Source organism: Erwinia sp. SLM-02 (genome assembly GCF_037450285.1).
GTDB lineage: Bacteria > Pseudomonadota > Gammaproteobacteria > Enterobacterales > Enterobacteriaceae > Erwinia.
The window spans coordinates 245973-269072 of sequence record NZ_JAQISN010000005.1; the positions used below are offsets into that span (position 1 = coordinate 245973).

General features: G+C 60.6%; 18 protein-coding genes. 7 read left to right on the plus strand and 11 right to left on the minus strand.

The genetic code is table 11. The features are described from left to right. Nucleotide 1 precedes the first annotated feature (1 nt). On the plus strand, nt 2-1006 hold the full coding sequence (locus PGH32_RS22295; protein WP_337895186.1) for an ABC transporter substrate-binding protein: 1005 nt from the start codon (nt 2-4) through the stop codon (nt 1004-1006). Further along, nucleotides 1003-1770, plus strand: coding sequence for an SDR family oxidoreductase (locus PGH32_RS22300; RefSeq protein WP_337895187.1), 768 nt, complete (start codon nt 1003-1005; stop codon nt 1768-1770). The genes PGH32_RS22295 and PGH32_RS22300 overlap by 4 nt, the downstream gene beginning before the upstream one ends. 42 nt (nt 1771-1812) lie before the next feature. Here the strand turns inward: PGH32_RS22300 and PGH32_RS22305 are convergent, their stop codons facing one another. Then, nucleotides 1813-3843 carry a choline transporter gene (locus PGH32_RS22305; RefSeq protein ID WP_314419057.1) on the minus strand — a complete coding sequence of 677 codons (2031 nt, stop codon included), beginning with the start codon at nt 3841-3843 and terminating at the stop codon, nt 1813-1815. 165 nt (nt 3844-4008) lie between these two features. Here PGH32_RS22305 and betI point away from each other — a divergent pair, with 165 nt between their 5' ends. From betI to betA, 3 genes are read left to right on the plus strand one after another with little or no spacing between them, the layout of a single operon-like run. Further along, complete coding sequence (betI, locus tag PGH32_RS22310) at nt 4009-4599, plus strand: transcriptional regulator BetI (RefSeq protein ID WP_337895188.1); 591 nt, start codon at nt 4009-4011, stop codon at nt 4597-4599. Between the two features lie 18 nt (nt 4600-4617). Next, a complete protein-coding gene (gene betB / locus PGH32_RS22315) occupies nt 4618-6090 on the plus strand; it encodes a betaine-aldehyde dehydrogenase (protein WP_337895189.1) in 1473 nt (490 codons plus the stop codon). A gap of 22 nt (nt 6091-6112) precedes the next feature. Beyond that, nucleotides 6113-7789, plus strand: a complete 1677-nt coding sequence (gene betA / locus PGH32_RS22320; RefSeq protein ID WP_314419062.1) for a choline dehydrogenase — start codon at nt 6113-6115, stop codon at nt 7787-7789. A gap of 82 nt (nt 7790-7871) precedes the next feature. Here betA and PGH32_RS22325 read toward each other — a convergent pair whose 3' ends face one another. Next, entirely contained in the window at nt 7872-9251 is a 1380-nt protein-coding gene (locus PGH32_RS22325) for a diguanylate cyclase (RefSeq protein WP_337895190.1), read from the minus strand. A 452-nt stretch (nt 9252-9703) separates the two neighbouring features. On the opposite strand from PGH32_RS22325, the gene PGH32_RS22330 reads away from it, so the two are divergent. Beyond that, entirely contained in the window at nt 9704-11893 is a 2190-nt protein-coding gene (locus tag PGH32_RS22330) for a TonB-dependent siderophore receptor (RefSeq protein ID WP_337895191.1), read from the plus strand. A gap of 100 nt (nt 11894-11993) precedes the next feature. On the opposite strand, the gene PGH32_RS22335 is transcribed toward PGH32_RS22330, so the two are convergent. Both PGH32_RS22335 and PGH32_RS22340 read right to left on the minus strand, forming a co-directional pair. Further along, nucleotides 11994-13256 carry a type II toxin-antitoxin system HipA family toxin gene (locus PGH32_RS22335; protein WP_337895192.1) on the minus strand — a complete coding sequence of 421 codons (1263 nt, stop codon included), beginning with the start codon at nt 13254-13256 and terminating at the stop codon, nt 11994-11996. Next, the gene (locus PGH32_RS22340; RefSeq protein WP_314419066.1) at nt 13256-13600 is read right to left on the minus strand and encodes a helix-turn-helix domain-containing protein; all 345 of its coding nucleotides are present in this window, start codon (nt 13598-13600) and stop codon (nt 13256-13258) included. The genes PGH32_RS22335 and PGH32_RS22340 overlap by 1 nt, the downstream gene beginning before the upstream one ends. 343 nt (nt 13601-13943) lie before the next feature. Here PGH32_RS22340 and PGH32_RS22345 point away from each other — a divergent pair, with 343 nt between their 5' ends. Beyond that, a complete protein-coding gene (locus PGH32_RS22345; RefSeq protein WP_337895193.1) occupies nt 13944-15554 on the plus strand; it encodes an ABC transporter ATP-binding protein in 1611 nt (536 codons plus the stop codon). Here the strand turns inward: PGH32_RS22345 and PGH32_RS22350 are convergent. Genes PGH32_RS22350 through PGH32_RS22380 form a run of 7 tightly spaced genes read right to left on the minus strand, consistent with a single transcriptional unit; the run spans nt 15537 to nt 22993 of the window. After that, entirely contained in the window at nt 15537-16355 is an 819-nt protein-coding gene (locus PGH32_RS22350) for a sulfurtransferase (protein ID WP_337895194.1), read from the minus strand. The genes PGH32_RS22345 and PGH32_RS22350 overlap by 18 nt on opposite strands. Further along, complete coding sequence (locus PGH32_RS22355) at nt 16352-17329, minus strand: ornithine cyclodeaminase (RefSeq protein WP_337895195.1); 978 nt, start codon at nt 17327-17329, stop codon at nt 16352-16354. Before PGH32_RS22355 ends, PGH32_RS22350 begins: the two co-directional genes overlap by 4 nt. Then, nucleotides 17329-18327, minus strand: coding sequence for a 1-aminocyclopropane-1-carboxylate deaminase/D-cysteine desulfhydrase (locus PGH32_RS22360; protein ID WP_314419072.1), 999 nt, complete (start codon nt 18325-18327; stop codon nt 17329-17331). Before PGH32_RS22360 ends, PGH32_RS22355 begins: the two co-directional genes overlap by 1 nt. After that, entirely contained in the window at nt 18324-19730 is a 1407-nt protein-coding gene (locus PGH32_RS22365; RefSeq protein ID WP_337895196.1) for a M20 family metallopeptidase, read from the minus strand. The genes PGH32_RS22360 and PGH32_RS22365 overlap by 4 nt, the downstream gene beginning before the upstream one ends. Continuing rightward, nucleotides 19727-20641, minus strand: coding sequence for an ABC transporter permease (locus PGH32_RS22370; protein ID WP_337895197.1), 915 nt, complete (start codon nt 20639-20641; stop codon nt 19727-19729). Before PGH32_RS22370 ends, PGH32_RS22365 begins: the two co-directional genes overlap by 4 nt. 1 nt (nt 20642) lies before the next feature. Next, nucleotides 20643-21503: an ABC transporter permease gene (locus tag PGH32_RS22375; RefSeq protein WP_314419075.1), complete on the minus strand. Its 861-nt coding sequence runs from the start codon at nt 21501-21503 to the stop codon at nt 20643-20645. Then, on the minus strand, nt 21500-22993 hold the full coding sequence (locus tag PGH32_RS22380; protein ID WP_337895198.1) for an ABC transporter substrate-binding protein: 1494 nt from the start codon (nt 22991-22993) through the stop codon (nt 21500-21502). Before PGH32_RS22380 ends, PGH32_RS22375 begins: the two co-directional genes overlap by 4 nt. Nucleotides 22994-23100: the final 107 nt, after the last annotated feature.

Sequence of the window (23100 nt, forward strand, 5' to 3'; positions counted from 1 at the left end):
AATGTCCCGACAGTTCTGCCGTCTTTGTTCGTCGATCTCCCTCGTTTTTGCCCTGCTGTTCGGCAGCCTGCCCACGCTGGCGCACGGCGAAGAAACCGTCACCGTGGCGGGCTGGAGCCAGCCGATCAGCGAAATCACTAACCTGCTGGCCGAGCCGGATAAAGGGTTCTTTAAAAAGCAGGGCATCGCGCTGGATTATGTGCCCGGCACCGGCGGTGCTTCGGCCATCCAGACCATGCTGACCGGCAGGGCGGACGTTGCCTTCACCGATCCGGCCTCTTTCTATCACGCGCTGAATAAAGGGGAGAAGCTTATCGCGATTTACAACATCTATCCGCAGAACGTGTTCAACGTGGTGGCACCGAAAGCGTCCGGCATCACCAGGCCTGCCGATCTGAAGGGCAAACGAATTGGCGTTTACAGCCTGTCCAGCGGCACCCGGCAGAATCTGCAGGTGCTGTTGAACCAGGCGGGCATGAGCGAGGCTGACGTGAAGCTGGAAGTCACCGGGCTGCTGAACTTCGCGCCGCTGATCCAGGGGCAGGTGGACGCCACCGCCGCCACCGATACCGGCCTGCTGACGGGCCGCCTCAAGGGGCTGCCGGAGGTCAATGTGATCGAGGTGAAAGACTACCTCAACGTGCCCAGCGATATCTTTGTGGTCACCGAGCAGACCTGGCGGACGAAAAAGCCGCTGCTGAGGCGCTTTCTGAGTGCGTATCGCGACAGCGCCGCGTGGATGATTGCTGAACCGCAGGAAGCGGCAAAAATTGCCGTAACCCGGGCGATAAACGGACGGGATGAGGCGATCAACCTCGAAGTGATTAAGCTACGCAACCTCTCCAGCGTTTCCGCTACCACGGAAAAAGCGGGGCTGGGGCATTTCGATATGGCGCTGATGCAGCAGGGCGCGGATGCCTTTACCCGCCTGGGAATCATTTCCCGCTCGCTGGATATGAGTCAGGTGGTGAAATCCGACCTGATCCCGAACGGAGCCGCCCAGTGAAATTCGCCAACCGAACAATCCTGGTCACCGGTGCCAGCCGGGGAATCGGCGCGGCAATCGCCAGAGCCTTTGCCGCCGAAGGGGCGCTGGTGGTGGTGAACTACCTGCGTAATGCCGCCGCCGCCGGGGACGTGGTGGCACAATGCCGGGCGCTGGGCGGGGAAGCGCTGGCGATCCAGGCCGACGTCACCTCGGCGGAGCAGGTGGCCGCGCTGATGGATCGCATCGGTACGGCATCCGGCCGCCTCGATGCCGTGGTCAATAACGCCTTTGCGCCTTACGTCTTCGATACCGATAACCGCCTGCGCTTCTGGGAAACGCCGTGGTCTGCCTGGCAAACGCAGTTCGACGGCGCGGTCGGCGCGGCGTATCAGGTCTGTCAGGCCGCGCTGCCGCTGATGCGGTCCCGCGCGCGCGGCAGCATCGTCAATCTGGTCAGCGATCTGGTCGCCCGTCCGTCCGTTCCCTATCACGACTACATCACCGCCAAGGCGGCGCTGATTGGCTTCAGCCGTACGCTGGCCGCCGAGCTGGGCCCGCTGGGTATTCGCGTCAACTGCGTGGCACCCGGGCTGGTTTACCCGACGGATGCCAGCCGCACCACGCGGCAGGACGTTCGTGCAGCGCTGGAAGCACAGACTCCGCTCAGGCGGGTGGCAGGCGTGGAGGATATTACCGGGCCGGTGCTGTTCCTGGCCTCGGACTGGAGCGAGTTTGTTACCGGACAAACGCTGAATGTGGATGGCGGGCTGGTGATGAACTGAGGAGAGAGAGCACGCGGCAGAACGCCGCGTGCGGTACTGCATTTACATATCCGGGAAGGTCAGGTTGTTGCCCGGCGCTTCGCGGTTGAGGTGGATAAAGTTCAGGTGGCGCTCGTACTGATCGAGAATATCGATAATCACCTGCTCCTTGCTGTAGTCCATCAGGTCGTTGCCCTGGCTGCCCTCCAGCAGGAAGGTTTCCAGACGGAAGTAGCTGGATTTGCCGCTGCGGGCGCGATAGGTAAAGCCCGGCACCGAGTATTTCTGCGGCCACACCTGATAGACGAAGTCCTGCTCGTCACCAAGGTGTACGCGAAGCTCGAGATGGCCGAGATCTTCCCCTTCCTGCGCCGGCAGGCTTTCCAGCATCACTTTCCCACCGCGCAGCTCCAGCTCCTTCGCCACGTCCTGCATCGCCGGATAAACCACGCCCTGCATCATCTGCTCGGTATAGCGCGAGCCGGGATAGTTCATCAGGCGCGACAGGCGTTTCTTCCAGGTCAGGCGGTCGTGCGCGCTGGCCAGATACGGGGCGGTATCGCGGTTGGCGCTCACCCGGCGGTAATCTTCCACCTTGAGCGATTTATACAAACCGGCCATCACAAAGAAGATCACGAAGCTGAACGGCAGCCCCATAATCACCGTGGCGTTCTGCAGCGCGGAAATACCGTTGGTCATCAGCATACCCAGGGTCAGCAGACCGATGGTGACCGACCAGAAAATACGGATCCAGTTCGGCGCGTCGCTGTTGATGTCCTTGAGTTTGCAGGTGAAGTTACCCAGCACCAGCGATCCTGAATCCGCCGAGGTGACGTAGAACAGCATACCGGTAATGGTGGCAACCGAGGCGCTGAACTTAAAGGCCGGGTACTGCGCCAGCAGGCTGTAGAAGCCGCGTTCGGCGTGGTTCATCACTTCCTGACCGAAACCCGCATCGCCGTGAATAATCTCGTACAGCGCGGCGTTACCAAACACCGACAGCCACAGCAGGGTAAAGGTGAACGGAATAATCAGCGTGCCGAGCACGAACTCACGAATGGTACGGCCGCGTGAAATACGCGCGAGGAACAGGCCAACAAACGGTGACCAGGCCACCCACCACGCCCAGAAAAACAGCGTCCAGCTGTTCATCCATTCGACCGGGCGATCGAAGGCGAAGGTGTTCAGCGTCATGCCGGTAAAGCGGTTGATGTAGTCCCCGACGTTCAGCACCAGCGCGTTCAGCAGGAATTCGGTGTTGCCGAAGAACAGCACGAACAGGATCAGGAACAGCGCCAGCGCCACGTTCAGCTCGGATAAGATGCGGATGCCCTTATCCACCCCGGAGGTGACGGAAATCGTCGCAATCACCACCGACAGCACGATCAGCGCCGTCTGCGCCCCCAGCCCTTCCGGGATATCAAACAGCACCTTCAGCCCGTAGTTCAGCTGGACCACGCCGATACCGAGCGTGGTGGCGATGCCGAAAATGGTGCCGATCACGGCGGCGATATCAACGGTGTGGCCGATCGGGCCGTTGATGCGTTTGCCAAAGATCGGGTAAAGCGCGGAGCGAATAGTCAGCGGCAGATTGTAGCGGTAGCTGAAGTAACCCAGCGCGATGCCCATCAGGGCGTACATCGACCAGCCGGTCAGGCCATAATGGAACAGCGTCCAGACCATCGCCTGACGGGCCGCTTCGATCGTCTGCCCCTGGCCTTCCGGCGGCTGCAGATACTGCGTCACCGGTTCGGCTACCGAGAAGAACATCAGATCGATACCGATACCGGCGGCAAACAGCATCGCCGCCCAGCTCAGAATGCTGAACTCCGGCTTCGACTGTTCGGGACCCAGTTTGATCGCCCCGTAGCGCGAACAGGCCATATAAATCACAAACACCACGTACAGCGTGGCGGCCAGCATGTAATACCAGCCAAACGTGGCGGAAACCCAGTTAACGGCGCGCAGTATCCAGCTCGCCATGAGGTCGCTGTAGAGAATCGTCATCAGGGAAAACAACAAAATCAGCCCGGCGGACGTGTAAAACACCACGGGATTGATTTTGTCCTTTTCACTGGCAGGTGGATTATTCATCAATTACCTCTGGTTTTGACTCAACAAAAGAATTAACAACAATTACTTGCGGTTCGTAACGAATCGCCTGCAACACATACATACTAGCAACAAAACATTTTATATTGAACGTTCAATCAATAAAAAGTTACACTAGGGTCTCGTTTTACTCGTGGAGTTGAGGATATGCCAAAGGTAGGGATGCAGCCAATCAGGCGGAGACAGCTGATAGATGCCACGCTGAATACCATCAATGAAGTCGGCATTAACGATGCCACCATTGTGCAGATTGCAAAGCGGGCTGGCGTGTCTACCGGCATCATCAGCCACTACTTCAAAGACAAGAACGGTCTGCTGGAAGCGACCATGCGTGATGTGACCCGCCAGCTGCGCGACGCCGTGGCGGCACGGCTGGAAAAACTGGCCGGTGCCGGGGCAGAGGCCCGGCTGTGTGCCATCGTTGAAGGGAACTTTGATAAAACGCAGGTCCACAGCGCCGCCATGAAGGCCTGGCTGGATTTCTGGTCCAGCAGCATGCATCAGCCTTCATTACACCGCCTGGAGCGGGTCAGCAGCGGCAGGCTGTTCAGCATGTTAGTGGTGGAATTTCGCAGGGAACTGCCGCGAGAAGCGGCGCGCATTGCCGGGCACGGACTGGCCTCGCTGATTGATGGCCTCTGGCTACGTGCCGCGCTAAGCGGCAAACCGTTTGACGAAGAGCTGGCGCTGACGCTGACCAGCCGCTTTATTCGTCAACAGCTTGCACGAACCGAATAACCTGAGAAAGGAGATACCATGTCACGATTCCCGGAGCAGAAACTCTATATTGATGGCGGCTACGTCGCAGCAGAAAGCGGTGAGCGTTTTGACACCATCAACCCCGCTAACGGTGAAGTGCTGGCCCAGGTGCATGCCGCCGGTGCCGCCGACGTCGATCGCGCCGTGAACGCCGCGCGTAAAGGCCAGAAAATCTGGGCCGCGATGACCGCCATGGAACGCTCACGCATTTTACGCCGTGCGGTAGACATCCTGCGCGAGCGCAACGACGCGCTGGCGGAGCTGGAAACCCTCGACACCGGTAAACCGCTGAGCGAAACCGCCAGCGTCGATATCGTTACCGGTGCGGACGTGCTGGAGTATTACGCCGGTCTGGCCCCGTCGCTGGAAGGCCAGCAGATCCCCCTGCGTGAAACCTCATTCGTTTACACCCGCCGCGAACCGCTGGGCGTGGTGGCCGGCATCGGCGCGTGGAACTACCCGATCCAGATTGCCCTGTGGAAATCCGCCCCGGCGCTGGCCGCCGGTAACGCGATGATCTTCAAACCGAGCGAAGTCACCCCGCTGACCGCGCTGAAACTGGCCGAAATCTATACCGAGGCGGGCGTGCCGGACGGCGTGTTTAACGTGCTGCCGGGCATCGGTGCGGTCACCGGACAGCTGCTGACCGAGCATCCGGGCATCGATAAAGTCTCCTTCACCGGTGGCGTGGTCAGCGGCAAGAAGGTGATGGCCAACGCCGCAGGCTCGACCCTGAAAGAGGTGACGATGGAGCTGGGCGGTAAATCGCCGCTGATCATCTTCGACGACGCCGATCTGGATCTGGCGGCGGATATCGCCATGATGGCCAACTTCTACAGTTCAGGCCAGGTCTGCACCAACGGCACCCGCGTGTTTATTCCTTCGGCCCTCAAGAGCGCGTTTGAAGCCAAAATCCGCTTCCGCGTTTCCCGCATTCGCGCCGGTGACCTCAACGATCCGCAAACCAACTTCGGCCCGCTGGTCAGCTTCGCCCATCGTGACAACGTAATGCGCTTTATCGACAGCGGCAAGGCCGAAGGCGCACGCGTGCTGTGCGGCGGCGAGCGCTTAACCGGCGAAGGCTTCGACGACGGCGCGTGGGTGGCACCGACCGTATTTACCGACTGCAGCGACGAGATGACCATCGTCCGTGAAGAGATCTTCGGGCCGGTGATGTCGATCCTCAGCTACGACGAGGAAGAGGAAGTGATTCGCCGCGCCAACGGCACCGAATTCGGCCTGGCCGCCGGCGTGGTCACCCGCGACCTGAACCGCGCGCACCGCGTGATCCACCAGCTTGAGGCCGGTATCTGCTGGATCAATACCTGGGGCGAGTCCGCTGCTGAAATGCCGGTAGGCGGCTACAAGCACTCGGGCATCGGCCGCGAAAACGGCGTGATGACCCTGCAAAACTACACGCAGGTCAAGTCAGTACAGATTGAGATGGCCACCTTCCAGTCGGTGTTTTAATCCCAGCTTAGAGGAGCAACTCATGGAATTTGATTACATTATTATCGGTGCGGGTTCGGCAGGTAACGTGCTGGCCACCCGCCTGACCGAAGACGCAAACACGAACGTGCTGCTGCTGGAAGCGGGCGGCCCGGACTATCGCTTTGATTTTCGCACGCAGATGCCGGCGGCGCTGGCCTTCCCGCTGCAGGGGAAACGCTATAACTGGGCCTATGAAACCGACCCGGAGCCGCACATGAACAACCGCCGGATGGAGTGCGGACGCGGTAAAGGCCTGGGCGGATCGTCACTGATTAACGGCATGTGCTACATCCGCGGCAATGCGCTGGATCTCGACGGCTGGGCGCAGCAGCCCGGCCTGGAGAACTGGAGCTACCTCGACTGCCTGCCGTACTACCGCAAGCTGGAAAACCGCGACACCGGGGCCAACGACTGGCACGGCGGCGACGGCCCGGTCAGCATCACCACGCCGAAGGCGGGCAACAATCCGCTGTTCGCCGCGATGGTGGAAGCGGGCGTGCAGGCCGGTTATCCGCGCACCGAAGACCTGAATGGCTATCAGCAGGAAGGTTTCGGCCCGATGGATCGCTTCGTGACGCCGAAAGGCCGCCGTTCCAGCACCGCACGCGGCTATCTGGACCAGGCGAAACCGCGTCCGAACCTGAAAATCATCACCCACGCGCTGACCAACCGCATCGTGTTCGACGGTAAACGCGCCGTGGGCGTGGAATATCTGGTGGGTGACGGCGATACGCTGCATCGCGCCGACGCCCGTAAAGAGGTGCTGCTCTCCGCCGGGGCGATTGCCTCGCCGCAGATCCTGCAGCGCTCCGGCGTCGGCCCGGCCGAACTGTTAAAGCAGTTTGACATCCCGCTGGTGCACGACCTGCCCGGCGTGGGCGAGAACCTGCAGGATCACCTGGAAATGTATCTGCAGTACGAGTGCAAAGAGCCGGTTTCGCTTTATCCGGCGCTCAAATGGTGGAACCAGCCGAAAATCGGCGCGGAGTGGCTGTTTAACGGCACCGGTATCGGCGCCAGCAACCAGTTTGAAGCCGGTGGCTTTATCCGCAGCGACGCCGCGTTTGCCTGGCCGAACATTCAGTATCACTTCCTGCCGGTGGCGATTAACTACAACGGCTCCAACGCGGTCGAAGCCCACGGCTTCCAGTGCCACGTCGGGTCGATGCGCTCCAAAAGCCGCGGCCGCGTGCAGCTGAAATCCCGCGACCCGCGCCAGCACCCGAGCATTCTGTTTAACTACATGGCGGATGAAGAGGACTGGATTGAATTCCGCGCGGCGATCCGCATCACCCGCGAGATTATCAATCAGCCCGCGCTGGATGCCTTCCGTGGTAAAGAGATCAGCCCCGGTGACGCGTACCAGACCGACGCAGAGCTGGATGAGTTCGTGCGCAACCACGGCGAGACGGCCTACCACCCGTGCGGCACCTGCAAAATGGGTAACGACGAGATGGCGGTGGTTGACGGGGAAGGGCGCGTGCATGGCCTGGACGGCCTGCGCGTGGTGGACGCTTCGATTATGCCGCTGATTATCACCGGCAACCTGAATGCCACCACCATTATGATCGGTGAAAAGATTGCCGACGCTGTTCGCGGCCGCACGCCGCTGCCGCGCAGCACCGCCGACTATTACGTGGCGGGCGATGCGCCGGTACGCGGCAAGCCTTTGCGTTAATTCTCTTCCGCTCAGACCCCGGGTGGCGTGGAGCAGGGATGCTCACGGCACGGGGTTAATTCGCTAACTGACCGTTTCGAAATCAAAACCGCTCTATCCGGTTTCTGCCGTTGCGCTTCGCGGCGTAAAGGGCAGCATCGGCATTGTTCAGCAGCAGGTTGTAGTCGGGATGGCCGTTATGGATCGCGTAGCCGATACTGACGGTGATCTGGATGGTTTCCCCCGGCAGCACTTCAAAAGGGGTACTGGTGATCGTTCTTCTGATCCGCTCCAGCGAGGTGCGGGCGTCGAACTCGCCGGCCTCCACCAGAATCAGCAGAAACTCTTCCCCGCCGTAGCGGAACAGATAGTCGCTGGAGCGGATATTATCGCCCAGCAGACCAGCAATATGCATCAGGGCGCGATCGCCAACGGGATGGCCCCATTTGTCATTAATCTTCTTGAAATAGTCGGCATCAATAATCGCCACGCTCAGCGGCAGCTTATTTTCAATCGCCAGACTCACCTCATGTTTTAATATCGTCGGCAGATAGCGTTTATTCAGCAGATTAGTCAGCGCATCTTTGCCGTCCTTCATATTCGCGGCGTCGCTGAATAACATTTCCAGATTCATGTGTATCTGCTGGCAGTTGGAATGAATGACGCGCAGCAGTTCCTGCGTTTGTTTTACTTCCAGCTCCACGCCGGCATCAACGGCCAGTAATTCCTGGTCGATCGCCTCAATGAACTGGCGAATTTCACTCACTTTGCGATCTTCACCGAAATTCTTCACGCATTTGTGCCGGAACCACAGGCCAAACCCGGAACTGGAGAGGCTGATTAACGATTCGGTCTTCCTGGCGCCGCTGATCAGATCGTACATCACGCCGTTTTCCCAGCTCGATAACGCCGCCTGCTGCTTGCCCTGTTCGAGGTCCGAATTGTTCATCAGCACGTGCAGCCGATAGGACTCTTCGTTCTGCGTGGCGCGATGATGAGACATCGCATAAGCGTGACTCATGAGTTCAATCGCCATATCAATCGCCATTGATGAGTAATGTTTCACTTCAAAAATGACCGCACGATCGGCGTCATACTCTTTCAGATACTGGTAAATGCCATATTTAATCTGACGGGAGCCGCGCTGAACAAACTGGATGGGGATGCCGATCCGCGCATGCACGCCGCCGATGTGGTACTGCTGTTTCGCCAGCGGCTCCAGCTCGTCGGTCTTCACGCAGAGCACGGCTTTGAGCCATTTAATCAGCGAGCGGCTCAGCTGGACCTGCACCAGCTCGTAAGAAAGATGCGTGGCGGTATCGGGATCTTTCAACATGCTGTCATAGAATTTGCCGGTCAGATTTTCTGACTCGGACTCAGCGATTTGAGATAATAACGCTACGGTATCCTCGCGCAGACTCGCTCTCAGGGGAATCCATTCATTAAGAATAACTGATATGTACTGCTCTATCTCGTGCTGCATAACTCTACACCAGGAAGAATATAGATGATTTTAAAAGCAACTTTATCATGTACTCAGCAGAAAATGCTAATAAAGATCATTTATTTCATGATGTTGGAATTTTTAGCGATAAGAATATTATCAGATAAATAAATCTGATTTATTGAAGAGAAAGCCGGGCGAGGCCCTATTTTTCTGATGCTATCCCGCATGGATAAATGCTCGTTTAGTTGCATTTCACCGCCGTCATAAATACGAATTTAATTCCCTTACGCGCATTATTTCCCCTCTGCGTCCGCCTCCTGTCTGGGCGTGTTTCTCCTTGTCCCCGATCGTCACGTTGTTACAAATGGTGTTTACATGTTAATAAGTATTAATATAATAAAAGTTATCATTATCGCTAGCAGGTATGATTTTTATCGGCTGGAGGACGCTGACAGCCGCATTTTTCTCCTTATAAGGGAATTTATGACATGAAGTACCGTTTTCTCTGGGCTTTAAATCCTTGTTTACTGATGATGTGTTCCACCGGGAGCTGGGCGGAGGGGCAGAAAGACGACACGCTGGTGGTTGCCGCCAGCCGCGCAAACCACAGCGTGACCGATATGGCGCAAACCACCTGGGTAATAGAGCAGGGCGAAATCGAGCAGCAGGTACAGGGCGGGAAAGAGCTGAAAGAAGTGCTGGCGCAGCTGATCCCCGGTATGGATGTCAGCAGCCAGGGGCGGACCAACTACGGCATGAATATGCGCGGCCGCTCGATGATGGTGATGGTTGACGGTGTGCGCCTGAACTCCTCGCGCAGCGACAGCCGCCAGCTGGACTCCATCGATCCGTTTAATATTTCACGCATTGAAGTCATTTCCGGTGCCACCTCGCTGTACGGCGGCGGCAGCACCGGCGGCCTGATCAACATCGTCACTAAAAAGGGCCAGACGGGTACCCAGGTTGAATTCCAGACCGGGCTGAAAAGCGGCTTTAACAGCCATAACGATCGTGACGAAAATATTGCCGCTGCGGTCAGCGGCGGTGATGAAAAAGCCTCCGGGCGCGTATCGGTGGCGTATCAGCGCTACGGCGGCTGGTATGACGGCAAAGGCAACGAAGTTATCATCGATAATACCCAGACCGGCCTGCAGTATTCAGACCGACTGGATCTGATGGGCACCGGCACGATCAATATCGACGAGACCCAGCAGCTACAGCTGACCACGCAGTATTACAAAAGCCAGTCCGACGGTAAGCACGGCCTGTATCTGGGAGAAAACTTCTCGGCGGTCACCGGCACCGGAAGTGCGTACAACCAGGGCAACCTGGACTCCGACCGGCTGCCGGGCACCGAACGCCACCTGATTAACCTGCAGTACGCCAATACCGATTTCTGGGGCCAGGACCTGGTGGCTCAGATTTACTATCGTGATGAAAGCCTGAGCTTCTATCCATTCCCGACGCTTTCTGCCGGTAAAGTTACGTCGATTGGCGCCTCGCAGCAGAAAACCGATTTCTACGGCGGCAAGCTGACCATCAACAGCAAACCGCTGGACGACCTGACACTCACCTGGGGTCTGGATGCTGAGCACGAAACCTTCGATGCCAATCAGCAGTTCTTCAACCTTGCCCGGGCCGCAGAAAGCGGCGGCATGAAACTGGACAATGCCTATAACGTCGGCCGCTATCCGGGCTACAGCATCACCAACGTTGCCCCGTTCCTGCAAAGCAGCTACGACATTGCCGCGATTACCCTGAGCGGCGGCGTGCGCTATCAGTACACCGAAAACAAGGTTGAGGATTTCGTTGGCTACGCCCAGCAGCAGGCTATCGCCAGCGGCAAAGCGACCTCCGCCGATGCCGTGCCGGGTGGCAAAACCGATTACAACAATCTGCTGTTCAACGCGGGGATCCTCGGCCATCTGACGGATCGCCAGCAGCTGTGGTTTAACTTTTCACAGGGCTTTGAGCTGCCGGACCTGGCAAAGTATTACGGCTCTGGCACTTATCAGCTGAACAACGGCCACTACAACCTGCTTAACAGCGTCAACGTCAACGACTCCAAACTTGATGGTATTAAGGTCGATTCCTATGAGCTGGGCTGGCGCCTGATCGGCGATAACCTGCGCACGCAGATCGCCGGGTACTATTCGCTGTCGGATAAAACCATCAGCATCAACAAATCCGATATGACCATTAATATCGATGACGATAAGCGCCGGATTTACGGCGTGGAAGGGCAGGTGGACTACTTCTTCGACGACGGTGAATGGAGTACCGGTGCCAACTTTAACGCCATAAAATCTGAAACCCGCGTTGACGGCCAGTGGAAGAAACTGACCGTAGACAGCGCCAGCCCGTCGAAGGTCAGTGCATGGGTCGGCTGGGCACCGGGTGACTGGACGCTGCGTCTGCAAAGCACCCAGACCTTCTCGCTGTCCGACGAGGCCGGTAAGAAAATCGACGGCTACAACACCGTGGATCTGCTGGGAAGCTACGCGCTGCCGGTCGGCAAGCTGAGCTTCAGCGTTGAAAACCTGCTGGACGAGGATTACACCACCGCATGGGGACAGCGTGCGCCGGGGCTCTACAGCCCGACCTACGGGGCTGCTGGGCTGTATACCTATAAGGGCCGGGGCCGGACGTTTGGCCTGAACTATTCGGTATTGTTCTGATGATTACTGCCGCCTGTGAAAGCAGGCGGCCTGTATTCCACCCTCTGGCGAAAGCGCCGCTGCCGGCAGCGGCGAAAGCGCCCTTCGCCTCACCAGCGGGTTAAAGCGCCCGGATGCTGGCCTGAATCTTCGCATTCACCTCGTTAATCACCGCCGCCGGAATGGCATCGCCCAGCTCTTTTGCCGTGGCGACAAAGGCTGCCGCAACGTCGCAGACTTCTTCGATAATCCGGTTCAGGGTCTTCTCGCTGATATCGGCCGATTTCGCTGCCGTTATCAGCGCCCTGCGGCTGATGTTTTTTCCATGCCCGGCAACGGAAGACTGGTGCTGGCCGCCCGGCCCGCTCTGGAAGGTGATGTCGTAGGCGGGGGAGATGCGCCATTCCTCATTCTGGTTGAGGCTGAAGGCAAAGTTTTTGGCGTGGTCGTCCTGATTATTCACGATCACGTTAAACACCATGCGGCGCGCCTGCGCTTCCCGTTCGGTGGCCGAGCGGGTAATCATCGCCGTGGCCTGCAGAATATCGCTGTAGTCCAGACAGGGCAGGCGGAAGTCGGCCTGCAGCGCACCCGCCATACTGACGGTCGGCACCCGCATTCCCTGATGGCGATCGAAACGCTTCACGCCGAAGGCCGCCAGCCCGTCGCCCAGCGCGAACCAGCGGCTTTCAGGGAATTCAATACCGGCCTTTCGCGCCAGCCGGGCATAGACCTCTTCCAGCGCGCAGACCCAGGCGGCCTCCTGCGCCGCCGGGAATTTGATCAGCCAGGGATCGCTGCCGGCAAACGGCGACGACTGGATTTTGCCACTGGCGGGTTCAAAATCCAGCAATACCTTGGGCCGCGCACCGTGCGGCGAGCCGCCCAGCCGCACCAGCTCCGGCAGCACGTCAGAATCCAGACCCGCAACCTCCACTTCGATTTCACGCGCCAGCAGCAGCAGATCGTTAATCGTATGCTGCTCCGACGCCTGTCCCGGAACCTCCATTACCGGCCGGTAAGTGAGCGCCCCCATGGTGTTGCTGCCCAGCATCGCCAGCCTGTCCAGCGGAGAGAGTGCCGCAGGCTCAATGGCATTGCGCCGCAGGAGCCGGTCCATTAACAGCCGCCCCCAGCCGTCGGGCAGGGAGTCGGCAATAAATCCGGGGATCCCTTCCTGATGGCGCTCAAAATCGGCATAGGTGGTGCTGACGGGCGGATGAAGCAGCGGCGAAAACTCTATGCCGCGATCGATGCTTTGCGCAGAATATTCAAACAGCCACTCGCCGCGCTGGCGGCCTTCGGCCAGCGTACCCAGCGCCCAGTTTTCTCCCCAGCCTTCATAGATCACGTCCAGCCGCCGGAGCGGAGCGTAGTTATTCATTATTTTCCCTCATTTCTGCCTGCATCCTGCGCCGCAGGCCGCACCCTGCGCTTCGCCGCCCGCTGCCGGGTGGGGGCTTTCAGCGCTTCGACCTGCGCGATGCTCATTGCCGGGAGTTCAAACAGGCCGGTCATCTCTCTTTCCAGCCGCAGGGCAAACACCACCTTCATAAAGTTTTCCAGCGTCACCTTACCGTCGCTTTCCAGCTTTTTCAGCGCCGAGACAGAAATCCCCGCCTTTGCGGCCAGCTCTTTTTGCAGCAGGTTACGGCGCAGCCGATGCTCGCGCAGGCGTTGCCCCAGCTGGGCAATCAGCGCCGATTCGGAATAAAGTTTAAGAGACATAATAAAAGCCTCAAATCAATTTAAAGACACATAACGGCTGTATAGAACACTTTTATAGCAGCATCAAGAACACTATCCGAATTATAACATAAGAGCTGTTATTTAAGCCTTTAATGATGGAAATAAAAAATAGAAGCGTTATAAAGCGCTTTAAATTACCCCAGACTCTCGTCTCTGTTCATTGGTTCGCAGCGGCGATCGCGTTATCTGTCTTGTCGTGCAGTAAAACGCCTGGCCCGATCGGCCTTATTCCATTCGGGTCAGAACGAAAACCTATTGTTCTTGAGGCGCTATAACGCAGAATATATCATGTATTCTTTAAGCCTGAAGAGAGCCTGCTCCGATGACGCATTCCCGCCTGCTGTCCGTTGAAAACCTGTCGCTGGAGACTCCAGACGGCCGTCTGCTGGTCGATGACGTTTCGTTTCATCTTAACCCGCGGGAGATTCTGGCGCTGGTGGGAGAATCCGGCTCCGGTAAGACCCTGACGTCGCTGGCGGTGATGGATCTGCTGCCGGCGGGCGTGCAGCGTGCAGCGGGTGAGCTGAGCTTTGAAGGCCGGCGGCTGGAAGCCGGCAACGTGAAATCGCTGCGCGGCTGCCGCATGGCCACGGTGTTTCAGGAGCCGATGTCCAGTATGAACCCCACGCTGCGCATCGGCGAGCAGATTGCCGAAGTGCTGGTGCGCCACCGTCGGATGAGCTGGAAGCAGGCGCAGCAGGAGGCCGTTGCCCTGCTGGATCGCGTGGGCATCGTCAACCCCGCGCTGCGCGCGAAGCAGTATATCCACCAGCTTTCCGGCGGCATGCGCCAGCGGGTGATGATTGCCAGCGCGATAAGCGGGCAGCCGGGCCTGCTGATTGCCGATGAACCGACCACCGCGCTGGACGTCACCATCCAGGCACAGATTCTCAGCCTGCTGCAGGATCTGCAGCGGGAAATGGGCATGGGCATTCTGCTGATCACCCACGATCTGTCGGTGGTCGCCCGCTATGCCGATCGCGTCTGCGTCATGCAGCAGGGGCAGCTGGTAGAGCAGGGGGAAACGGTTGCCACGCTTGGCAACCCGGTTCATCCCTATACCCGCAGGCTGGTTGCGGCCTCGGTGGCGCAGCTGCCGTCGCAGGCCCCGGTCAAAACGCAGCCGCTGCTTGAGCTGAGCGCGCTGTGCAAAAGCTATCCGCTGCCTCGCACGCTGCCGTTCTGGCCCGCTCAGCGGCAGACCGTGCTGCATCCGCTGGATCTCAGCATCGCAGAGGGCGAAATTGTTGGGGTGATCGGCGAGTCCGGCTCCGGTAAAACCACGCTGGGCAGCGCGGCGATCGGGCTGATTGAGGCCGATAACGGGGAGATCCGCTTTCAGGGAGAGGTGCTGCACGGACGGCAGCGTAAAATCCTGCGCCGCCACTGTCAGATTATCTTCCAGGATCCCTACTCCAGCCTGAATCCAAAAATCACCGTCGGCGAGCAGATTGCCGAACCGCTGCGGGTCTGGCAGCTGCGCAAAGGCGAAGCGGCCGTGCAGGCCCGGGTCAAAGAGCTGTTAACGCTGGTGGGATTACAGGAGCAGCATGCCGGCCGACTGCCGGGCGCGTTCTCCGGCGGGCAGCGGCAGCGCATTGTGATTGCCCGCGCGCTGGCGATGGAGCCGAAGCTGCTGGTGGCCGATGAAGCAGTGGCCGCGCTGGATTTATCGGTTCGTGGCCAGATCCTGGCGCTGTTTAACGAACTGCGCCACAGGCTCGGCCTGTCGGTGCTGTTTATCAGCCACGACCTCAGCGCGGTGCGCCAGCTGTGCGACCGCATCATGGTGATGTATCACGGTAAAGTGGTGGAGGAAGGGGCGACCGAACGGGTGATCGGCCAGCCGCAGGATCCTTACACCCTGCAGCTGCTGGCCGCCGCGCCCGATGTCCATCAGGCGCTGGCGCAGCGCTCAGCTGCCGCGCAGTAGCGGCAGTTCGGGATGTTCGGCCCACTCGTGCCATGAGCCGACGTACACTGAAACATCGTTGAATCCCGCCCGTTTCAGTGCCGCCAGCACCGTAGCCGCCCGCGCGCCGCGATGGCAGTAAACCTGCAGTTTTGCCTCTTCGCGCAGCCCGGCGGCAAGCGCGCGCTGGCGGATTTCCTCCGGCGGCAGGAAATGCCCCCCGGCCACCACATCCTCCCAGAACAGCAGCGCGGAATGCGGAATGCGCCCCGCGCGCGGGCAGCAGTCGTGGGCAAAGCTACCGTCGAACTCGCTGGGCCGGCGGGCATCGACGTTAATCACCGCAACGCCGTCGGCCTCCTGCACCTGCTGACGGGTGCAGACCAGATCCCGGTTCCAGAACGGCGCTTCTGCCACCGACTGATGCGCGATCGTCCGGCTTAACCCCTGCCCGGCAGCGGTTGCAAACCCGGCTTCTCGCCAGGCCTCAATGCCGCCGTCCAGGATCAGCGCATCCTCATGGCCGAGAAGCCAGGCAAACCAGGCACCGCGCGGCGAACGCATCCCGATCTGATTCTCAAAAAAGACCGGCGTGGCAGCGGGATATGATGCCAGCAGCGGCTCCAGCGCGGTGGCGGCCTCAGCGGCCATCAGCGCCAGCCCCGCCTCGGTGCTGTCGGCAATAAAATAGTCATACACGTTACAGTGTAACGCACCGGGCAGCGTGGCCTGCTGCCATTCGGCGGCATCGCGGACGTCAATCAGCAGAAAATGCTCGCCGCGCGACTGGCGCAGGTGTAGCGCTTGAGCTGAGATAATCATTGAAGTGCTCCCGTAAACAGCGACTGCCGTTGCCCGACTCCGCCCCGTTCCGCAGCCTGCAGCACGCGGGCGGCAAGGGCGATATCGAAAACGTTCAGGCCAAAGGAAGAGAAGTAGACGCTCTCGTCCGGTGCGGCGCGCCAGCCGTCCAGCACCAGCGCGGCCAGATCGGCGGCCACCTCCTGCGGCTGAAACAGCCCGGCGCGGTACATCTGGAACAGGCTTTTGGCGCTGCGCTCGGCAAAATCGCCCCACGCATCCACCACCACCCGATCGCTGGCGCGGATGGCGTCAAAGCTCACCTCGTGATAGCCCACCTGAATGACGATCCGGCCCGGGCGGACGGCGGTCTCGGTTAACATCGGCCGGTCCGCACTGGTGCAGGTGATCACCGCGTCATACGGCTGTGCCAGCGCCCGATCAAGGTCGGTTTCAACCGTCAGATCGGCGGCGGAAAGAATGTTTTCGGGGGTGCGATTCCAGACGCCAATCTGCGCCAGGCCCGGGAACAGCTGCCTGAGCATCTGCAAATGCGCCTGTGCATGGATACCGCTGCCGAGCAGCAGCACGCGCTTCACCGGCTGCGGTGCGGCGTGCATTAATGCCAGGGCGGTGACGGCGGCGGTGCGGGCGGCGGTTAACGCGCCGCTGGCCAGCAGGCCGCGCGGCACGCCGTTCTGCGCATCGTTAATCAGCGTCAGGGCCAGCGCGGCGGGGAAGGCATCCGGCCGCTGCGGCCGGTGCGCCGTCCACTTCACCCCGGCGGCATTGAAGCGGCCGCCGACGCGGGCAGGCAGCGCATACGCTTTGCCGAGCGGCGTGGCGAGATCGACGGCGTTCTCGCCGGGCATCTGCGCCTCGCCGAGCCGCATCAGCTTCACCACCTCGCGGACATCCTCCAGCGCCAGCGCCACGTCCGCGCCGCCCAGCCGGGCGACGTCAGCGTCGTTAAGGACGCGCAGCAGGCCGTCCACTACTGCTCCAGCAGGCGGTCGGCAAACGGATAAAGCGCCGGGGAACCGCCGCAGTGAATAAAGGTGACGCGCGATCCCTGCGGGATTTTACCTTGTTCAACCAGCGAGAACAGACCGTGCATCGCCTTGCCGGTATAGACCGGATCTAACAGCACGCCTTCCGACTGCGCGAGTTTGTAGATCGCCTCAATGCCGCCGTCCGACGGCACGCCGTAGGCCTGGCCGACATAGTCGTCCTCAATCCAGATATCCTCCGGCTGCCACTGCTGCGGCCACTGCAGCAGATCGGCGCAGTCCTGCGCCATGCCGGCAATGCGCGGCTGGAACCAGTCGGCTTTGGCGCTGACGCTGATGCCCACCACCCGGCTGTCCGGCCAGTAGCGGCGGGTGCCCACGTGCAGCCCGGCCAGCGTGCCGCCGGAACCGGTCGGTGCGACGATAAAGTCCGGGGCGGCGGTGCCTGCAGGCTCCAGCTGTGCGGCAATCTCTTCCACCGCCCGCACGTAGCCCAGCGCGCCCAGCGGCGTCGCGCCGCCGAGCGGAATAATCAGCGGGGTTTCGCCGTTGGCAGTGGCCTTATCGGCATGCGCCTGCATCGCCCCTTCGATCTGGGTGAAGTAGCCGTCCGGGTCAAGAAACTGCACCTCGGCCCCGAACAGCTTGTCCAGCAGCAGGTTGCCCTGCCAGCTGGACGGCGGATTCCCACGGAGTACCAGCACCGGACGCATACCAAACTTGCGTGCCGCCGCGGCCACCATGCGGGCATGGTTCGACTGATGCCCGCCGGTGGTGATCACCACATTGACCCCGGAACGGCGGGCTTCGGCCATCAGATACTCCAGCTTGCGGACCTTATTGCCCCCGCCGCCGAAGCCGCTGTAGTCATCGCGTTTAATGCTCAGCGTAATCCCCAGCGCCTCGCTGAGCCGGGGTAGCGGCTCAAGCGGGGTGGGGAAGAAGCCGAGCGGAACGCGTTCGAACTCTTCAACTGATTTCATGGTTTTTTACCTGTTTTAATAGTCTTTGGTGTTTCCCTGGTGTGGCGCGCGACCCGGCCAGAGGCCGGATCATTGAATCCTGTGAGCCAGAGGCTCAGCGACTGCTGGAAGCGTTCGAGTCCTTCCAGCGTGACAAACTCATTAACGGCGTGGGCGTTACCGCCGTGGCCCAGCCCGCCGATCAGAAAGGCCGGGGCAACCGCCGCGAAGGCGTAGGCGGGCGCGCAGCCCGGCGCCCACGGCCAGATTTGCGGCGTGGCGTTCAGCGCCCGATAGCTGGCGATCAGCGCATCCACGCCGTTGGCGCTGCGGGCGAAGCGAACGCCGGGGTAGCTGTCGAACAGGGCCAGTTCACTTCCGGCCAGATCGGGCTGCGCCAGCCGCTGGCGGGCGCGTTCGATCATCGCCTCCTGGTCAAAGCCCGGCGGGATGCGGAACGCCAGCTCCGCGCTGGCACGATACGGGATCACCCCACGGCCGCCGGGCGGATCGCTGTGCAGCTCGGCGAGAGTCAGTACGGCGCTGCCGAGCAGCGTCTGCAGGCAGCTCAGCGTGTCGCCTTCAATCATCAGCCGCTGGCTGCGGCGAAAGCGTAGTTCATCCTTAAGGCTGAACGAGTCGGCCAGTTTAGCCAGCAGCAGGTTGGCCTCTTCGTCCGGCATCAGACGGCCCAGCACGCCGCTGTCGGCGGCGGGGGCAATGGCGTTCAGCGCATTGACCAGCTGCCACGCGGGGCTGGCAATCCATCCCGCGTTGCTGGCGTGGATGGCGGAAGACGGCCCGCCCCATTCGCCGCCGCTGACGCTTAAACGGCCCGTGGCCAGCCCGGTGAATCCGAGGTAGACACGCGGAGCGCCGCCGCCGTATTCGCACAGAGAGGGAAACAGCACCGCTTCTGCTGGCGCGATCGGGCAGGGCTGCTGCGCCAGATAGCGGCGCAGGGTGCCGCTGCCGACTTCCTCTTCGCCTTCCAGCAGGATTTCAATATTGAAGTCCAGCCGCCGCTGCTGCTGAAGCTCGCAGAGCAGGATCAGCATCGCCGCGACCGGGCCTTTATTATTTTCGGCACCGCGCCCGACAAACACCCGGCCCAGTTCGGGCCAGTCGCACAGACCACCCACAAATGGGGGCACGTCCCAGCCGCTGTCGTCGGCGGGCATCACGTCGTACATGTTGTAAAGCACCACGGTGCGCTCACCGCCGTTATCAATACGCACGTGAACCAGCGGCGGCGTGTCGTGCGACTGTGCAGCCACCGGCAGCACCACGGCGGCACCAAGCCGGTCGACCATCCACTGCTCCAGCCAGGCGGCCAGCCCACGCTGTGCTTCCTTCTCACCCGCCACACTGCGCCAGCGGGTGAGTTCACTCAGCAGGTCCAGGGTGGCATTGAGGCGGCTCATAAGCGGATCCTTGGGTTCAGCGCCAGATACAGCAGGTCGATCAGCAGATTAATCACCACAAACACCAGCGCGGCCAGCAGCACGATGGCCTGCACCAGCGGGAAGTCGCGGTTTTGTATCGCCTGAATCGCCAGCCGGCCAATACCCGGCCAGGCGAAGATAATTTCCGTGACCAGCGCGCCGCCCAGCAGCGAGGCAAAATACATCCCCTGCACGGTAATCACCGGGATCAGCGCATTGCGCAGGCCGTGGCGCACAACGATGCGCCAGGCGCTCAGGCCTTTGGCGCGGGCGGTGCGGATATAGTCCGTTTGCAGCACGTCCAGCAGGCTGGCACGGGTCAGCCGCGCCACCGCGCTCATGTAGAACGCTCCGAGGCTGATGGCCGGCATCACCAGCGCGGCCACGGTACCGTAGCCGCTGGAGGGCAGCCACTGTAACTGCAGGCTGAACAGCAGGATCATCAGCAGCCCGAGCCAGAAAACCGGGATTGCCTGGCCGCTGAACGCCACCAGGCGGCACAGCAGATCCAGCCAGCTGTGCGGGCGCAGGGCGCTGACGATGCCCAGCAGCAGGCCCAGCACCGAACTCCAGGCCAGGGCGCTGACCGCCAGCAGGGCGGTGGCAGGTAGCCGTTCGCCAATCAGCGCCAGCACCGGCTGGCTGTAGCGCAGCGAGTCACCGAAATCCCCGTGCAGCACGCCGTTAAGATAGTGGCCGTACTGCCACAGCAGCGGGCGATCGAAGCCCATGCTGTGGCGAAAGGTATCAATTTCCTGCTGGCTGGAGCCGGGCGGCATCATCAGCGCAGCGGGATCGCCGGTAATATGCAGGCTGAAGAAAATCAGCAGCGAGACACCGAACATCACCAGCAGCGACTGGCCGACGCGGTTGAGCAGCAGGTTCAGCATCTTAATCCAGCCTCGTGTGCGTGCGGCGCAGCAGGGCATCGCCCAGCAGGTTGCAGCCGATCACCAGAGCGGCAATCACCAGCCCCGGATAGAGCACCAGCCACTGCGACAGCAGCATATAGGAGCGCCCTTCACCAATCAGATTACCCAGCGTCGGCGTGGGTGGCTGAATCCCCATACCGAGAAATCCAACCGAGGCTTCCAGCACGATCAGCCGGGGAATATCCAGCGTCAGCAGCACGACCAGCGGGGTAAACAGATTCGGCAGAATGTGGCGGAACAGGATGCGCAGGGTTGAAAAATCCATCGCCCGCGCCGCCTGTATATATTCCAGCTCGCGGATTTCCAGCGTTTTGGCGCGGGCCACGCGGGCATAGATCGCCCAGCTGGTGCAGCCCATAATCACAATGATATTGGTCAGCGACGCCCCCATCAGGGCAATCACCAGCAGGATCAGCAAAATAAACGGAATGGCCAGCTGGATGTCGATCAGGCGCATCAGCAGCGCATCGACCCAGCCGCCAAGATAGCCCGCCACCATCCCCAGCGTGGTGCCGATGACCGCGCCGATCAGCGCCGCCAGCACCACCACCAGCAGCGAAAGCCGCGTGCCGGAAAGTATGCGCGACAGCAGATCGCGGCCCAGCTGGTCGGTGCCCAGCCAGTGGGTACCCTGCGCGCCGGGGCTACCCGGCGGCAGGAAGATTTCCAGCAGATTATTACTTAACGCATCGGGCAGAGGCAGCCACGGCGACAGCAGTGCGGCGGCGATAACCGCGACCAGCAGGGTCGCGCCAATCACGGCATCCCCATAGATCAGTCGCCTTGGGCGACGGCGCAGCACGGCGGTCGGTGCAATCATTTCAGCCTCAGGTCATACAGGGGGATGCGGGCATCCACGCGGCCTTTGAACACCAGCGAATTGCTGTGCGCGTAAAGGGTATCCTCGCGATACAGCGGCAGCAGCGGCTGCTGGTCGGCGACGCGCTGCTGGATCTGCTCCAGCACCTTTTTACGCGCTGCGGGATCAACAATCTGGCGGCTCTGGTCAAGCAGCTTGTCGAGTTCGGCATCATGCACGGTGGAGTAAGGCTCGCCGCTGCGCAGGATCGGGAACAGCGCGGCGTCGGCATCCAGGGTCTGCGTTGAACCCCAGGCCAGCATATAGACCGGAGCCTGCTTCTGCGCCGCCACCTGCTGGGTGTAGACCGACCACTCCGGCACTTCCAGCTGGGCTTTCACGCCGATGGCCGCCAGATCCTGCACGATGGCCTGCGCCACGTCGGCGCTGGCGATATAGCGGCGCGGTGCCTGGAAGCGCAGGGTGAAGCCGTTCGGGTAACCGGCTTCCGCCAGCAGGGACTTCGCTTTTGCCACGTCCTGCACGGTGGCCGGCACCGGCAGATAGCCAAAGTCATTCGCCCCGGCGGTGGTGCCGGTCGGCGTACCGAATCCGTGCAGCAGCTGCTGGGTATAGGCCTGGCGGTTCAGCGCCAGCGACAGGGCCTGGCGAACGCGCACGTCGTTAAGCGGTTTTTCCTCATCCTTCAGGCCAAGATAGATGGTCAGGCCCCCGCCTTTCACCTGCTCCAGTTCCACGTTCGGGCGATTTTTCAGCGCCGGAACCAGATCGGCCGGTACGTTCTCAATCAGCTGGACTTCGCCGGTCAGCAGCGCGGTCAGGCGCGCGGTCGCTTCCGGGATCGGACGCCAGGTGACCTTATCGATGGTCGGTTTACCGCGCCAGTAAGTGTCATTGGCAACCATCACCACTTTTTCATCCGGAATAAAGCTTTCCAGCCTGTAGGCACCGCTGCCGACCGGCTTACGGGCAAACTCGCTGGCCCCGACTTTCTTCACGTAGGCAGGCGGGACGATATAGGCCGGATAGCGGCTCATCCGCGTTGGCAGCAGCGGATCCGGGCCGTTGGTGGTAATGCGGACCTGATTATCGCCGACTGCCTCAACGGATTTAATCGTGCGGATGTAGGAGATGGTCGGCGCGTGATTAGCGGGGTCGAGAATACGGTCGATGGAGAACTTCACCGCTTCGGCATTCACCGGCTCGCCGTCGGTAAATTTCACGCCCGGGCGCAGGGTGAACAGCCAGGTGGTGGCGTCGAGGGCTTTCCATTCGGTAGCCAGGCCCGGCTGCAGCGACATGTCGTCCCCGCGACGCACCAGGGTATCGAAGATATTATCCACCAGCGTGGCGGATTCTTTCAGAAAACCGGGATCCATCGCCGTGGCGGATGCCGCCTGGCCAATGGTGATCTCCGCCGCCTGCACACCGGCGGGCAGCAGAGCAAAAAGCAATGCGGTAGTGGCAAACTTCACTGCAGGTAGTCTCATAACGTTTTCCCAAATTGCCATCGGCAAGGTAGTGAAAAGAGTGAATACTGTGAGGACAATGCTGTGTTTTTGTAATACATGATATATCCTATAATCAGGTTGAGTAG

Coding starts and splice junctions, on each gene's coding strand:
- PGH32_RS22295 (WP_337895186.1), top strand. CDS start 2: ATGTCCCGACAGTTCTGCCGTCTTTGTTCGTCGATCTCCCTCGTTTTT.
- PGH32_RS22305 (WP_314419057.1), bottom strand. CDS start 3,843: ATGAATAATCCACCTGCCAGTGAAAAGGACAAAATCAATCCCGTGGTG.
- betI (WP_337895188.1), top strand. CDS start 4,009: ATGCCAAAGGTAGGGATGCAGCCAATCAGGCGGAGACAGCTGATAGAT.
- betB (WP_337895189.1), top strand. CDS start 4,618: ATGTCACGATTCCCGGAGCAGAAACTCTATATTGATGGCGGCTACGTC.
- betA (WP_314419062.1), top strand. CDS start 6,113: ATGGAATTTGATTACATTATTATCGGTGCGGGTTCGGCAGGTAACGTG.
- PGH32_RS22325 (WP_337895190.1), bottom strand. CDS start 9,251: ATGCAGCACGAGATAGAGCAGTACATATCAGTTATTCTTAATGAATGG.
- PGH32_RS22330 (WP_337895191.1), top strand. CDS start 9,704: ATGAAGTACCGTTTTCTCTGGGCTTTAAATCCTTGTTTACTGATGATG.
- PGH32_RS22335 (WP_337895192.1), bottom strand. CDS start 13,256: ATGAATAACTACGCTCCGCTCCGGCGGCTGGACGTGATCTATGAAGGC.
- PGH32_RS22340 (WP_314419066.1), bottom strand. CDS start 13,600: ATGTCTCTTAAACTTTATTCCGAATCGGCGCTGATTGCCCAGCTGGGG.
- PGH32_RS22345 (WP_337895193.1), top strand. CDS start 13,944: ATGACGCATTCCCGCCTGCTGTCCGTTGAAAACCTGTCGCTGGAGACT.
- PGH32_RS22350 (WP_337895194.1), bottom strand. CDS start 16,355: ATGATTATCTCAGCTCAAGCGCTACACCTGCGCCAGTCGCGCGGCGAG.
- PGH32_RS22360 (WP_314419072.1), bottom strand. CDS start 18,327: ATGAAATCAGTTGAAGAGTTCGAACGCGTTCCGCTCGGCTTCTTCCCC.
- PGH32_RS22365 (WP_337895196.1), bottom strand. CDS start 19,730: ATGAGCCGCCTCAATGCCACCCTGGACCTGCTGAGTGAACTCACCCGC.
- PGH32_RS22370 (WP_337895197.1), bottom strand. CDS start 20,641: ATGCTGAACCTGCTGCTCAACCGCGTCGGCCAGTCGCTGCTGGTGATG.
- PGH32_RS22375 (WP_314419075.1), bottom strand. CDS start 21,503: ATGATTGCACCGACCGCCGTGCTGCGCCGTCGCCCAAGGCGACTGATC.
- PGH32_RS22380 (WP_337895198.1), bottom strand. CDS start 22,993: ATGAGACTACCTGCAGTGAAGTTTGCCACTACCGCATTGCTTTTTGCT.